This is a genomic window from Streptomyces sp. NPDC101160 (genome assembly GCF_044768205.1).
In the GTDB taxonomy this organism is placed as follows: Bacteria; Actinomycetota; Actinomycetes; order Streptomycetales; family Streptomycetaceae; genus Streptomyces.
In genome coordinates, this window is record NZ_JBIWPJ010000009.1 from 152,353 (window position 1) to 166,468 (window position 14,116).

General features: G+C 72.1%; 12 protein-coding genes. 6 read left to right on the forward strand and 6 right to left on the reverse strand.

Going from position 1 to position 14,116, the window contains the following annotated elements:
- The first annotated feature begins 156 nt into the window (after nucleotides 1-156).
- The 3 genes from ACIRSU_RS28570 to ACIRSU_RS28580 all read left to right on the forward strand — a co-directional run bounded on the left by ACIRSU_RS28570 (nucleotide 157) and on the right by ACIRSU_RS28580 (nucleotide 2,988).
- On the forward strand, nucleotides 157-849 hold the full coding sequence (locus ACIRSU_RS28570; RefSeq protein ID WP_403797905.1) for a maleylpyruvate isomerase family mycothiol-dependent enzyme: 693 nt from the start codon (nucleotides 157-159) through the stop codon (nucleotides 847-849).
- Between the two features lie 47 nt (nucleotides 850-896).
- Nucleotides 897-1,553, forward strand: coding sequence for an MBL fold metallo-hydrolase (locus ACIRSU_RS28575; protein WP_403797907.1), 657 nt, complete (start codon nucleotides 897-899; stop codon nucleotides 1,551-1,553).
- A gap of 148 nt (nucleotides 1,554-1,701) precedes the next feature.
- On the forward strand, nucleotides 1,702-2,988 hold the full coding sequence (locus ACIRSU_RS28580) for an MFS transporter (RefSeq protein ID WP_403797910.1): 1,287 nt from the start codon (nucleotides 1,702-1,704) through the stop codon (nucleotides 2,986-2,988).
- A gap of 76 nt (nucleotides 2,989-3,064) precedes the next feature.
- On the opposite strand, the gene ACIRSU_RS28585 is transcribed toward ACIRSU_RS28580, so the two are convergent.
- From ACIRSU_RS28585 to ACIRSU_RS28605, 5 genes are all read right to left on the reverse strand, one after another.
- Nucleotides 3,065-4,051, reverse strand: coding sequence for a TerC family protein (locus tag ACIRSU_RS28585; protein WP_403797912.1), 987 nt, complete (start codon nucleotides 4,049-4,051; stop codon nucleotides 3,065-3,067).
- Between the two features lie 233 nt (nucleotides 4,052-4,284).
- Nucleotides 4,285-6,243 (reverse strand): TerD family protein, encoded by a 1,959-nt coding sequence (locus ACIRSU_RS28590; protein ID WP_403797914.1) that lies wholly within the window; start codon nucleotides 6,241-6,243, stop codon nucleotides 4,285-4,287.
- A gap of 55 nt (nucleotides 6,244-6,298) precedes the next feature.
- On the reverse strand, nucleotides 6,299-6,877 hold the full coding sequence (locus tag ACIRSU_RS28595; protein WP_403797916.1) for a TerD family protein: 579 nt from the start codon (nucleotides 6,875-6,877) through the stop codon (nucleotides 6,299-6,301).
- A gap of 148 nt (nucleotides 6,878-7,025) precedes the next feature.
- A complete protein-coding gene (uvrB, locus tag ACIRSU_RS28600) occupies nucleotides 7,026-9,158 on the reverse strand; it encodes an excinuclease ABC subunit UvrB (RefSeq protein WP_403797918.1) in 2,133 nt (710 codons plus the stop codon).
- Nucleotides 9,159-9,260: 102 nt separating this feature from the next.
- Entirely contained in the window at nucleotides 9,261-10,169 is a 909-nt protein-coding gene (locus ACIRSU_RS28605) for an MHYT domain-containing protein (protein WP_403797921.1), read from the reverse strand.
- 156 nt (nucleotides 10,170-10,325) lie between these two features.
- On the opposite strand from ACIRSU_RS28605, the gene ACIRSU_RS28610 reads away from it, so the two are divergent.
- On the forward strand, nucleotides 10,326-10,889 hold the full coding sequence (locus ACIRSU_RS28610; RefSeq protein ID WP_403797923.1) for a methylated-DNA--[protein]-cysteine S-methyltransferase: 564 nt from the start codon (nucleotides 10,326-10,328) through the stop codon (nucleotides 10,887-10,889).
- Nucleotides 10,890-10,983: 94 nt separating this feature from the next.
- Nucleotides 10,984-12,282, forward strand: a complete 1,299-nt coding sequence (locus tag ACIRSU_RS28615) for an MFS transporter (protein WP_403797926.1) — start codon at nucleotides 10,984-10,986, stop codon at nucleotides 12,280-12,282.
- Between the two features lie 128 nt (nucleotides 12,283-12,410).
- On the opposite strand, the gene ACIRSU_RS28620 is transcribed toward ACIRSU_RS28615, so the two are convergent.
- Entirely contained in the window at nucleotides 12,411-12,767 is a 357-nt protein-coding gene (locus ACIRSU_RS28620; RefSeq protein ID WP_403797929.1) for a cupin domain-containing protein, read from the reverse strand.
- A gap of 462 nt (nucleotides 12,768-13,229) precedes the next feature.
- Between ACIRSU_RS28620 and ACIRSU_RS28625 the strand changes: the two genes are divergently transcribed.
- Nucleotides 13,230-14,099, forward strand: coding sequence for a hypothetical protein (locus ACIRSU_RS28625; protein ID WP_403797932.1), 870 nt, complete (start codon nucleotides 13,230-13,232; stop codon nucleotides 14,097-14,099).
- Nucleotides 14,100-14,116 lie beyond the last annotated feature (17 nt).

The window sequence follows — 14,116 nt, forward strand, 5'->3', positions numbered from 1 at the left end:
TGCCGGATGCTTCCATCGAGCCTATAGCACGCACATTCGATTTCTGGCCGCCCGCCACCTTCTTCACCCGAACGAGTGGCCGCGCCCCGGCCTTCGCCCAGGTCGGAGCCCCGGGGCCCTGGCCGGACCGGCCCGGAAACCCCTAGGGTCGGCGCCATGATCGACCATGTGCATGACCTCGCCTCCGTGCGCGAGGCGACCGACCGGCTCATCGCCGCCGTCTCCTCCTGGGACAACGCGGCTCTCGCCGAGCCGTCACGGCTTCCGGGCTGGACCCGTGGCCATGTCCTGGCCCACGTCGCCCGCAACGCCGACGCCCTCGTGAACGTCCTCCAGGGCCTGCCGATGTACAAGGACGGCGCCACCCGCGACGCCGACATCGAACGCGACGCCACCCGGCCGCTCGACGTCCAGATCGCCGACCTGCGCGCCACCGCCGACCGCTTCCAGGCCGTGGGCGAGGAGCCCGCGGACTGGAACCGTACCGTCGAGCTGCGCAACGGCGTCACCGACAGTGCCTCCCGGGTCCCGTTCCGGCGCTGGGTCGAGGTGGCTCTGCACCACGTCGACCTGGGCGCCGGCTACGAGCTCGAGGACCTGCCGGAGGAGTTCCTGCTCCGGGAGATCGACTTCCTCGCCGACCGCTGGTCCGGCCGCCCGGACGTGCCCCCGGTGACCCTGCGCTCCGCCGACGGCCGGGACCTCGGTACCACGGGCGGCACCGAGGGCGACCCGGTCACCGTCGAGGGCTCGCTCGGCGAGCTGCTGGGCTGGCTGGCCGGACGCGGCGACCGGGGTGCGGGCCTGGTCACGAAGGGCGGCCCGCTGCCCGAGCTCCCGCCGCTGTGACCGCAGTTGCCGCTCCGCCTGTCAGTGGCCGGGGCTAGGCTGAGCCCATGACGTACAGCGGAGCGGTGAAGGTCGGCGGACCGGCGGACGTGCACGAGCTGCCCGACCTGATGATCTCGAAGGTCGCGGTCGGCCCGATGGACAACAACGCGTATCTGCTGCGCTGCCGGGCGACCGGCGAGCAGCTCCTCATCGACGCGGCCAACGAGCCCCGGACCCTGCTCAACCTGATCGGTGACGACGGCATCAAGGCCGTCGTCACCACCCACCAGCACGGCGACCACTGGCAGGCCCTGGCGGAGGTCGTCGAGGCCACCGGCGCCACGACGTACGCGGGTGCGTACGACGCCGAGGGCATCCCCGTCCCGACCGACGTCCGCGTCGAGGACGGCGACACGATCAAGGTCGGCCGGGTCGAGCTGACCGCCCGCCGCCTGGTCGGACACACCCCCGGCTCGATCGCCCTGATCTACGACGACCCGCACGGCCACGCGCACGTGTTCACCGGCGACTGCCTCTTCCCCGGCGGCGTCGGAAACACCTGGAAGGACCCCGAGGCCTTCGCGAGCCTCATCCACGACGTGGAGACCAAGCTCTTCGACGCCCTCCCCGACGAGACCTGGGTCTACCCCGGCCACGGCGGCGACACCACCCTGGGCGCCGAGCGCCCGCACCTGGCGGAGTGGCGCGAGCGCGGCTGGTGACGCCCATGCGTGCATGACGACAGTGCGCGGGTGGTGACCCTCGGGTCACTCCCGCGCGCCCCCGTAACCGCGACGGCGCGCGGGTAGTTGGCGCCACATGCACGCCAGTCACTCTCCGTCGCCACCCGCCGCCCGCCGGTCGCCCTCCATGGGGCGGCTCGCAGCGGCCTCGCTCGTCGGCACGGCCATCGAGTTCTTCGACTTCTTCGTCTACGGCACGGCCGCCGCGCTTGTCCTCGGCCCGCTCTTCTTCCCGTCCTTCTCCCCGGTCGCCGGTACCCTCGCCGCCTTCGGCACCTTCGCGGTGGGCTTCGTGTCCCGGCCGCTCGGCTCGGTCGTCTTCGGCCATGTCGGCGACCGCCACGGCCGGCGCCCGGTCCTGTTCGCCTCGCTGCTGCTGACCGGCTGCGCCACGGTCGCGGTCGGCTGCGTTCCCACGTACGGGTCGATCGGCGTCGCCGCCCCCGTGCTGCTGCTCGTCCTGCGCTTCCTCCAGGGCCTCGGCCTCGGCGGGGAGTGGGGCGGCGCGGTGCTGCTGACCGCCGAGCACGCTCCGGCGGGGCGGCGGGCGCTGTGGGCGAGCTTCCCGCAGATCGGCCCGCCGGTCGGCTTCCTCCTCGCGAACGGCGTGATGCTGGCGCTGACCGCCGGCCTGAGCGACGCGGAGTTCCGCGCCTGGGGCTGGCGGGTGCCGTTCTGGGCGGCCGGGCTGCTCGCCGCCGCAGGGCTGCTGCTGCGCTCCTCGCTCGCGGAGAGCCCGCAGTTCGAGGCGCTGGCCGCGGAGGGCCGCCGCGCGAACGCGCCGCTCACCGAGGTGGTCCGCGGGCACTGGCGGCTCGTGCTGCTCACCGCAGGCGCGCTGGCCGTCGGCTACGCCGTCTTCTACACGGTCTCCACCTGGGCCCTCGCCTACGGCACGGAACGCCTCGGCGTCTCCAGCGCGGTGATGCTCGGGTGCGCGATGGGGGCGGTGGCCGTCTCGGGCGCGATGACCCCGTTCGTGGCGCTCCTCGGCGACCGCTTCGGGCGCCGGAGCCTCTGCCTGGCGGGCTGCGGGGCCTCGGCGCTGTGGATGTTCCCGATGGTGGCCCTCCTCCACACCGGCCGCCCGCTGCTGATGTTCCTCGGCTTCCTCGGTTCGCTGCTGGCGTTCACCGCGATGTTCGCGGTGGTCGCCGCGTACCTCCCGGAGCTCTACGAGCCCCGGGTGCGCTGCACGGGCGCGGCCGTCGGTTACAACCTGGCCGGCGTCCTCGGCGGCGCGCTCACCCCGATCGTCGCGACGGCGGTCTCGGAGGGCCGCTCGGGCCCGCCGTGGGGCGTGGCCGCGTATCTGACGGTGGTGGCGCTGGCGAGCCTGGGCTGCTTCGCGCTGCTCCCGGAGACGCTGCCGCTCCGGGCGGCCGTACGGGAGCCGGAACCGGAGCCCGTATAAGCACGGCAAGGGGGCCGGTGCGGGCGGTGGTGTACCGCTCGCAGCGGCCCCCTTCGGGTCGTACGGGTCGTACGGGTCAGGCCGTGACGGTGTCCTTCTCGGCCTCGTCCGCCTCGCGCCTCGCCTGCTTCTTCGAAGCGATGAGGCTGGTGATCGTGGTGACGATCAGGACGCCGCAGATGACGGCGAGCGAGAACGGGACCGAGATCTCGGGGACGTGGACGCCCGACTCGTGCAGGGCGTGCAGCACCAGCTTCACGCCGATGAAGCCGAGGATCACCGACAGGCCGTAGCTGAGGTGGACCAGCTTCTTGAGCAGGCCGCCGATCAGGAAGTACAGCTGGCGCAGACCCATGAGGGCGAAGGCGTTGGCGGTGAAGACGATGTACGGGTCCTGGGTGAGGCCGAAGATCGCCGGGATGGAGTCGAGGGCGAACAGCACGTCGGTGGTGCCGATCGCCAGCATGACGACCATCAGCGGGGTCAGCACCCGCTTGCCGTTGGCGCGGATGAAGAGCTTGGTGCCGTGGTAGCGGTCGGCGACGCCGAACTTCTTCTCGATGGACTTGAGGAGACGGTTCTCCTCGAAGTCCTCTTCCTCCTCGTCGGAGCGGGCCTCCTTGATGAGCTTCCAGGCGGTGTAGATCAGGAAGGCGCCGAAGAGGTAGAAGACCCAGGAGAAGCTGGTGATGATCGCGGCGCCGGCGGCGATGAAGATCGCGCGGAGCACCAGGGCGATCAGCACGCCCACGAGCAGTACACGCTGCTGGAGGTGGGAGGGCACGGAGAACTTCGCCATGATCAGGACGAAGACGAAGAGGTTGTCGACACTGAGCGACTTCTCCGTGATGAATCCCGCGAAGAACTCGCCGGACGCCTGACTGTTGCCGAAGACCATCAGGCCGAGGCCGAACAGTGCGGCGAGGACGATCCAGACGACCGTCCAGATGCCGGCCTCCTTGACCGACACGTCGTGGGGCTTGCGCCCGATGAAGAAGTCGACCGAGATGAGGGCGGCCAGACCGAGGATGGTCAGCACCCACAGGGTCATCGAAACGTCCACTGCGCCTCCGGCGTCGTACGGCTCGCGTGGAGCCTGCTCGTTGCCGGAGGTCTCTTCCACCCGGGCCGGCCGATCGCCGCTGGCCACGGGCCGGCGCCCCGGGATCAGGTGTCCGACCTGTCCGTATTGACGGGTACGCCGCGCATGGGGAGTACTCCCCTCCGCAGGAAAGAGAGTACCGGAAGAACCAAGAGAAGGTAAAGAGAAGGGTAAAGTCGACCCAAAAGTGCAGGTCAGAGTCGTTCCGATCCCCATTGCCGACGTCCGTCGGCCACCTGGGCGAGCACCTGCCGGAGCACCCCGCTGCCCGCCGGGAAGACCGGCGGCTCGTACGTCCACGCGTGTCCGACCCACGGGTCGGCGAGGTGGTCGTCCGGCACCGGCGTGAGCCGTGTCAGCGAGCGCCACAGCGGGTCGAGCACCGGTCCGTACGGCGCGGCGTCCGCCCGGTCCGCGACCATCATCAGATGGGTGCCGACCGCCGGGCCCTCGTCGGCGAGATAGCGCAGCCGGTTGACCGCGCGGTCGTCGAAACCGTGCGGGAAGTCGTGCACGATCAGCAGCTCCTCCGCGGTGTCCAGACCGGGCGGCAGGTCCTCCGAGGCCTCGGCACGCAACGCCATCTGCAGCAGGTCGACCCGCTCGGTGAGCTGCGCCAGGACCGCCGAGACCCCGGCCGCGCCGGCCGCCGGCGGCCCCTCGATCACGCCCGCCTCGACGAGCGGGGCGAACGCGGCCGCGCCCGCTCCGGCCGCGTCGATCACCCGCACCCGGAAGCGGTGCGCCGGGTGCACGGCGAGCAGCCGGACGGCGTGCGCGACGGCGCACTCCAGGGCGGCCCGGCGCAGCTCGGCCTCGTCGAGCAGCGCGGCGGCCAGGGAGTCGCCGCGCCCCGAGTCCACCCAGAGCCCGCGGGCGAGCGGCAGCCGGGCCAGGAACGGGATGCGCAAGCCGGTCCGCTCGGGGAGGTGCAGATCGCCGAGACGGACGGCCATGGGCGCCTCCATGGGCACGCGGTACGCCTGCCAGACGGGGCTGTCCCAGCGGGCGTAGGCCGCCGGCAGCGCGGGCTCGACGACCTCGGACTCGGCGGTGAGCTGGGCCAGGTCGCGGTCCAGGGCCTCCCGGGCACGGGCGGTGAGCTCGTCGTGCTTCGCCCTGGCCTCGGCCCGCGCGGCGTCGCCGGCCCCGCCGATCCTCGCGTGCGGGTCGGACAGGGCCCGGTCGAGCTCCTGGTCGAGGCGGGACTCGGCGAACTGGCAGGCGCTGCGGTAGGCGGCGGTGGTGCGGGCGAGGTCCTCGAACATGCCCCACACCTGGTTGTAGAGCCGCTCGTCCATCGTCCAGCCGGTGGCGTCACCGGCGACCGGGGTCGGGTACGCGGTGGGCTCGGCGTCCTGCGGGGGCCGCGGGGGCGCCGCGGCGGGCCCGGGGGCCGGGCGGCGGCCGGGGTGGGTGTAGTCGATGGGGCCGGTGCTCGTGGGCGGCTGCGTGGCCGGGCCGGCACCGGAGGTGGGAGCGGGGCCGGAGGTGGGAGCGGGAGCCGGGGTGGGGGCCGGGGCCGACGTCGGGGTCGTGGTGGTCCGGCGTGCCCGGTCGGTCTCGGGGAGGCGCGGCGGCGGGGCGGCGACCGAGCGGGCGAGGCCCTGGGCGACGGCCTCCAGGACCGAGCCGGCCAGTTCCCCGGCGCGCGGGAGGCCCTGGTCGGCGAGGAGGGCGGCGAGCCCGCCCTCGTACCCCTGGCCGACGGCCCGGACCTTCCAGGCGCCCTGGCGGCGGTAGAGCTCGAGCGCGATCAGCGCGGACTCGCGGTCGAGGCCGGTGATCGTGTAGTCGGCGATGCCGGAGCCGTCGGGTGCGGTGACGGTGACGACGGGGGCGGCCGTGGCCCCGAAGTGGATGGGGCCGCCCGCGCCGACGGGCAGGGCGAGGAGGACGGAGACCCGGTGGACGGTGTCCCGGACGGCCTCCAGGTCGACCGCGAGCCGGTGCCGCTCCGCGGCCTGCCGGGGCACCTCGATCCCCGGCAGCGCGGCCGCCCCCGGGTGGGCGACGGCCTCGGGGCCGGCGATCCGGCCCTGCTCGTCGGCGAGGGTGGCCGCGGCGACGACCGGATGACCGGCCGAGACCCGGATCTCCAGGCGGGTGTGGGGCAGGGGGTGGTTCTGCCCCCGGACCAGCTCGGCGGTCATCTGTTCCGTCTCTCCGTATGCAGGTGTGCGCTGCGGCCGCTCGCCGGACCGCTGCTTACAGGACCGGGAAGATCGCCGGCATCAGGTCCTGGAAGGTGCGGCCGTTGGCCGGGTTGCCGATGGCCGTCATCTGCCAGCCGGAACCGGCGCGGTGCACCTTGGCCATGATCTGCGCCGTGTACGGGCCGCCGCCGTTGAGCGTGTAGCGGGCGAGCTCCTGGCCGTTGGTCTCGTCCACGAGGCGGCAGAACGCGTTCTGCACCTCCTGGAAGCTCTGTCCGGTGAAGGAGTTCACCGTGAAGACGATCTGGTCGATGTGGACCGGGACCCGCTGGAGGTCCACCAGGATCGCCTCGTCGTCGCCGCCCTGGCCGACGCCGCCCACCAGGTTGTCGCCGGTGTGGCGGACGGAGCCGTCGTCGCTGATCAGGTGACGGAAGAAGACCACGTCCACGGGCTGCTTGTCGGCGAAGAGGACGGCCGAGGCGTCCAGGTCGATCTCACGCGTGCGCGAGCCGAACAGGCCGCGGCGGGGCGCCGCCTGCCAGCCCAGGCCCATCCGCACGGAGGTGAGGCTGCCCCCGCCCTGCTTCTCCAGGCTGATGGCCTGTCCCTTGGTCATGTTGACCGTCACGCGCTGCCCCTCTCATCGGTGTGTTCAGCACCCTACGCAGCGGCACTGACAACCCGCCCGGACGGGCCCGGTTTTGTGTCGGTCTTGCAACACACCGGGCCGCGTCCCGCCCCCTGGAGCCCACCCTGGAATCCCCCTGGAGCGCCCGTCAGGTCAGTCCGGCCTCCTTCATCTGGCGCAGCTCCTTCTTCAGTTCGGACACCTCGTCGCGCAGCCGGGCGGCGACCTCGAACTGCAGCTCGGCGGCGGCGGCCCTCATGCGGTCGGTCATCTCCTCGATGATCCCGGCCAGTTCGGTCGCCGGGCGGTCGCCGAGCTCCATGGTCGCGCCCGCCTTGGCGCCCTTCCGCTTCGGCGCGTGCGCGGCGAGCGAGGGGACCGGCGCCTTGGCGCCCTTGCCGTCCTTCGACTTGCGGTAGCCCGTACCGAGCAGCTCCTCGGTGTCGATCTCCTCGCGCGCGATGGTCGCGACGATGTCGTTGATCTTCTTGCGCAGCGGCTGCGGGTCGATGCCGTTGGCCTTGTTGTAGGCGATCTGCTTCTCGCGGCGCCGGTTGGTCTCGTCGATGGCCTGCGCCATCGCGGGGGTGACCGTGTCGGCGTACATGTGGACCTGGCCGGAGACGTTACGGGCGGCGCGGCCGATGGTCTGGATGAGCGAGGTGCCGGAGCGCAGGAAGCCCTGCTTGTCGGCGTCGAGGATGGCGACCAGGGACACCTCGGGCAGGTCGAGGCCCTCGCGGAGCAGGTTGATGCCGACCAGGACGTCGTACTCGCCGGAGCGCAGCTCGCGCAGCAGCTCGATGCGGCGCAGGGTGTCGACGTCGCTGTGCAGATAGCGGACCTGGATGCCCAGTTCGAGGAAGTAGTCCGTGAGGTCCTCGGCCATCTTCTTGGTGAGCGTGGTGACGAGGACGCGCTCGTCGCGCTCGGTGCGCAGCCGGATCTCGTGCACCAGGTCGTCGATCTGGCCCTCGGTGGGCTTGACGACGACCTCGGGGTCGACGAGTCCGGTCGGGCGGATGATCTGCTCGACGAAGCCGTCCCCGCGGGACAGCTCGTAGGTGCCGGGGGTCGCGGACAGATAGACGGTCTGGCCGATCCGCTCCTGGAACTCCTCCCACTTCAGCGGGCGGTTGTCGAGCGCCGAGGGCAGCCGGAAGCCGTGGTCGACGAGGGTGCGCTTGCGGGAGGCGTCGCCCTCGTACATGGCGCCGATCTGCGGCACGGTGACGTGCGACTCGTCGATGACGAGCAGGAAGTCCTCGGGGAAGTAGTCGAGGAGGGTGTTGGGCGGGGAGCCCGGCTGCCGGCCGTCGAAGTGCATCGAGTAGTTCTCGATGCCGGAGCAGGAGCCGATCTGGCGCATCATCTCGATGTCGTAGGTGGTGCGCATGCGCAGCCGCTGGGCCTCCAGGAGCTTGCCCTGCTTCTCCAGCTCGGCGAGCCGCTGCTCCAGCTCGGCCTCGATGTCGTTGACGGCCCGCTCCATGCGCTCGGGTCCGGCGACGTAATGGCTGGCGGGGAAGACGTACAGCTGCTGGTCGTCGCTGATGACCTCGCCGGTGAGCGGGTGGAGGGTGGAGAGCGCCTCGATCTCGTCGCCGAACATCTCGATGCGGACGGCGAGCTCCTCGTACACCGGGAAGATCTCGATGGTGTCGCCGCGCACCCGGAAGGTGCCGCGGGCGAACGCCACGTCGTTGCGGGTGTACTGGATGTCGACGAAGCGGCGGAGCAGCTGGTCGCGGTCGATCTCGTCGCCGACCTTGAGGGAGACCATCCGGTCCACGTACTCCTGCGGCGTGCCGAGACCGTAGATGCAGGAGACGGAGGCGACCACGATCACGTCGCGCCGGGTCAGCAGCGAGTTGGTGGCGGAGTGGCGCAGCCGCTCGACCTCCTCGTTGATGGAGGAGTCCTTCTCGATGTAGGTGTCCGACTGCGGGACGTACGCCTCGGGCTGGTAGTAGTCGTAGTACGAGACGAAGTACTCGACCGCGTTGTTCGGCAGGAGCTCGCGGAACTCGTTGGCCAGCTGGGCGGCCAGCGTCTTGTTCGGCGCCATCACCAGGGTGGGGCGCTGGAGCTTCTCGATCATCCAGGCGGTCGTGGCCGACTTGCCCGTGCCGGTGGCGCCGAGCAGCACGACGTCCTTCTCGCCGGCGCGGATGCGCCGGTCGAGCTCGGCGATGGCCGTCGGCTGGTCGCCGCTGGGCTGGTAGGGGCTGACGACCTCGAAGGGCGCCACCGTACGTTCGATCTTGGAGACTGGCCGCATGCAACCACCGTACGACCCGGCACTGACAGCGGGCGTGTGATCGGCCCGGCGGGGGCCGGTGGCGGCCCGGCGGGGGCCGGTCGAGCGGTGGCGGCCGCTCGCTCACCAGTCCTGGGAGCGGTACGCGTCGCGGTGCACGGCCCGGCGGCCGCCACGGGCGGCGGGGCGGGCGGAGGACCAGTTGGCGGGCTCGCCGTAGGCGGCGACGCGGCGCGGGACGGACACGCCGGGCGCGCCGTGGCGGTAGCCGCCGCGGGCGGTGGGCCGCTGCCAGTCCGGCTCGCCCATGACGAGCAGCGGGTCGAACATCACCACGACGGCGGCAAGCAGCAGGAAGACGCCGGGGCCGACGAGCATGGGCAGCAGCAGCGAGGTGGCGCTGTCGCCGGTGCCCGTGGCGGGGGTGCCGTGCAGCTCGACATGGACCGCCGCCATGGCGGTGTAGTGCATGCCGCTGACCGCGAGCCCCATGACCAGGCTGGCGCCGAGGCTGGCCATGAAGCCGTGCACGGAGACGGCCGCCCAGAGGGCGGCGGTCGCGGCCACGACGGCGATGACCACGGAGAGGGCGACGGTGACGGTGTCGTACTGGATCTGCCCGTGCAGCCGCATCCCGGCCATGCCCAGGTAGTGCATGGTGGCGACGCCGAGGCCGGTGATGGTGCCGCCGGTGACCAGGGTCAGCGGGGTCGCGCCACGGTAGCCGACGATGAAGATGCCGATGCCGACCATGAGGATGGCGACGCCGAGGCTGGCGAAGGTGATCGGGCGGTCGTAGCTGATCGGGGCCTGCTGGACGGAGAAGCCCATCATGGCGATGAAGTGCATGGTCCAGATGCCGGTGCCGATGGAGGTGGCGCCGAGCGCCAGCCAGCCGGCCTTGAAGCTGTCGCGGTGGCGCAGCGATCTGGTGGTGCAGCGCAGTCCGAGCGCGCCGCCGAGGCAGGCCATGAGGAAGGCGGCCACCGGTGTGACCAGGCCGTAGCTGAATCCGTCGACCGTGCCCTGCATGAGCGTCCGTCCTCCACCCCTGGTGCAACGTCGTCCGAAAACAGTCGGTACCGCTGAGTAGTGCTACCGGATTATGGCGCCCGCCGGGGCCCTCCGGCCATGCAGTCCGGGAATTGCCCGCCCCCGGTGTCAGTGCCGGGCCGTATGGTGATCGGCATGGGACAGGAGAAGCCGGGGGCGGAGCGGCCGGTGGGGCGCGTGGAGTGGACGGTGGTGCCGAGCGGCATCGGTCCACTGCTGCTCGCCGCGACGGACCGGGGCCTCGTGAGCGTGAACTTCCATGCCGACGGGCGGGTGCTGGAGCGCGTCCTGGAGCGGCTCGCGGCCGCGCTCGGCGTGGAGCTGGTGCGGTGCGAGACGGGCCGGCTCGCCGAGCCGATACGGCAGATCCGGGCGTACTTCGACGGGACCCTGCAGAGCTTCGACGTCAAGCTCGACTGGTCGCTGGTGACCGGATTCAACCGCCAGGTGCTGCGCGAGCTGGCGGACGGCGTCCCGTACGGGACGGTGGTGGCGTACGGGGAGCTGGCCCGGCGCGTCGGGCAGCCGTCGGCCGCGCAGGCGGTCGGCGCGGCGATGGGATCCAATCCACTGCCTGTGGTGGTGCCGTGCCACCGGGTGGTGGAGAGCGACGGCGGGATCGGGGGCTTCGGCGGCGGTCTGGAGACCAAGCGGAAGCTGCTCGCCCTGGAGGGCGTGCTGCCGGAGCCGCTGTTCTGAGTCGCTGTTCTCGTCCGCTGTTCCCATCCGCTGTTCCGAGCCGCTTCGCCGCGCGGGCGTTCCCACACTGTGGGAACGCTGGCACTATGCGTAAGTGACCAACAGCTCCAGCGCCCCTGACGCCGTACTGTCGACCGCGATATCCGCACCCGCCACCGTCTCCCCCGAGCGGCTCCCGGCGCTGCGGCGCCGCATCCAGGCCGTGCTCATCGCCACCCAGATCCTCGGCGGACTCGGCATCGCGATCGGCGTCGCCCTCGCTGCCGTCCTCGCCAAGGAGGTCAGCGGTACGGAGGCGCTGTCGGGTCTCGCGTCGACGGCGACGGTGGCCGGGCCGGCCCTCCTCGCGATGCCGCTCGCCTCGCTGATGGGCCGGCGCGGCAGGCGCGCCGGACTCGTCCTCGCCTATCTGGTCGGCGCGCTCGGCGCCGGAGTCGCGGTGCTCGGCGCCGTCGTCGACAGCTTCCCCGTGCTCCTGCTGGGTCTCGTCGGCTTCGGTGCGGGCTCCTCGGCCAACCTCGCGGCGCGGTTCGCCGCCGCGGACCTCGCCGAGCCCGACCGCCGGGCCCGGGCCATCTCCACGGTCGTCTGGGCCACCACCATCGGCGCCGTCCTCGGCCCCAACGTCGCAGCCCCGGCCGGCGAGAGCGTGGCGGGTCTCGGCATCCCCGTCGCCGCCGGGCCCTTCGTCTGGGCGTCCGGCGTCTTCGTCTTCGCCGCGGCCATGGTGGCCCTGCTGCTGCGCCCCGACCCGCTGCTCACCGCCCGCGCCCTCGCCGGCCCGGAGGAGGCCGCGGCCGCCGACAGCCGTTCCCTCAAGGCCGGCCTGCGGGCCGTACGGGCGTCCTCGCGCGCCCGGCTCGCCCTGGTGACCGTCGCCGGCTCGCACACCGCGATGGTGTCGATCATGTCGATGACCCCGGTCGCGCTCAGCCACCACGGCGCGGACATCCGGATGATCGGCCTGGTGATCAGCGGCCACATCGCCGGCATGTACGCCTTCTCGCCCGTCATGGGCTGGCTCTCCGACCGGCTCGGCCGCCTCTCCGTCATCGGCCTCGCGGTCGCGCTGATCGCCGTGGCCGCGCTCCTCGCCGGCACCTCCGGCGCCAGCCACGGCCAGACCGCGCTCGGCCTCTTCGTCCTGGGCCTCGGCTGGTCCGCCGGCCTCGTCTCGGGCTCGGCACTCCTCACCGACTCCGTCCCGCAGGCCGCCCGGGCCGCCGTCCAGGGACTCTCCGACTTCATCATGAACACGTCGGCCGGACTCGGCGGCCTCGCCGCGGGCCTGATCGTCTCGCAGGCGGGCTACGGCTGGCTGAACCTGGTCGCGGCGTGCCTGCTGGTGCCGATGACGCTGCTCGCGGTGCGGAGGGGCGTGCGGCGGAGCTGAGGCGGGCGGGCTCGTGGATCCAACATCCGGGAGGTCGGATGTTGGATCCCTGATCCGGGTGCCTGGGTCCGGGATGGTGGATCCAACATCCCGGATCCGATATCCCGGAGAAGCGGCTCGACGGACGCTCAGAGGCTGATGTGGTACGCCTTCCGCAGCGTCTCGTGGACGGTCCAGGTGGTGCGGTCGCCCTCACGCAGCACGCACGCGTCACCCGGGCCTATCTCCAGCGTCTCGCCGCCCTCGACCTCGACCGTGGCGCGGCCGCTGACGACGACGAAGAGCTCGTTCGCCTCCGTGTCGGTGACGACGCCGGGGGTGATCTGCCAGATGCCACGGATCTGCTTGCCGTCGGCGGACTCCCACAGGACCTTGCCGCTCACCTCGGGGGTTCCGGAGACGATCTGGGCGGGGTCGAGGGGATCGGCCTCGAGGTCGGCGTCGGGGATGTGGACGGCGAAGGAGGGCTGCTCGTGAGTGGTCATGGGCGGTGACTGTAGCGGGGCGCGGAGGCTGTTCCACGGCGGGTACGGCATGGAACGGGGAGCTCCGTTTCACCTTCCCACCAGGGCACTTCACCTGCCCGGGAACGCGACGGAATCCGCAGCAGGGGTTTGCCGCGCGGCTAGGGCGGGAGTGGCGGGTCACTGACGCGCGAAGGACTCACGCGGCACCGATTCCGCAGCCGCCGGGCGCACACGCGCGCACCGGCGCATTCGGCGTCGCGGAGGGAAGCGGAGGGGCGTTCTCCGCTCCTGCGCGCTGAAAACCGCGCCCGGGCGGACGGCGCCCGCGAGAGTCGCCGCTGGTCGCACGCGGCGCCTTTGGTGGGCCCAATGATGCTCAACCGAGGGGCGCCATGCCCCCTGACACGCGAGCCCGCGAGCGTCACACTCCCCATCGAGCCACTCCCCCACGACTCCCCCCACTCCGGACAGGAGAGTGCGATGTCGGCCTCCCCCACCACCCTGCTCCGCGCCGCCGTGCTCACGGCGGCGGCCCTGCTGACCGCCGCCACGGCCGCCCCCACCGCCACAGCCACAGCCACAGCCACAGCCACCACCGTCCCCGCCTCCGGTCCCGCGCCGGGCGCCGCGTACAAGGCCGCCCATGACACCCTCGGGCCGCAGCGGCTCACCCCCGCCCAGCGCCGGCTGGCCGCCGCCAAGCAGGCCGAGGCGGCGAGAACGTACGAGAGCGCACGCACCCTGAGCGCGTCGGGCGTCCTCGCCGGATACAAGCTGTCCGGCGGCATCCACCAGTCGCAGCAGACCTCGTACTGGTGCGGCCCGGCCACCCTGGTCATCACCCAGTCCGCCCACGACGAGGTCGGCGGCCGCTCCCAGCAGGACGCGGCGACGCTGCTCAAGACCACCACCTCGGGCACCGCGTGGTACGGGATCGACATCAACGTGCCGAGCCCCACCGGCTACCCGATGGCGGACGCGCTCAACTACCGCCTGCCGGGCGCCGGCTACGTGCCCAACGCGCTGCCCTACACCCCGACGGCCACCGACAAGACCGCCTTCAAGCAGCACATCACCCACAACACGGACTACGACTACGCCATCGCGGGCAATGCCTGGGAGGTGCCGGGCGGGCCGCATCTCGTGGGTCACCCCAACATCGAGATCTTCCACTGGGTGACCATCGACGGCTACAACACCGACACGGCGGCCGGGGAGGTCAACTACCTGGATCCGGTCGGCGGGGTGAGCACCAGCGTCATCTCATGGGCGGGGTCGGTGCCGAAGTCCGCGCACATCTCCTCCGACACCCTCACCACCATCATGGGCGGCCGTGGCTACGTCTGGTAGATACCGCCGCTCCCTAT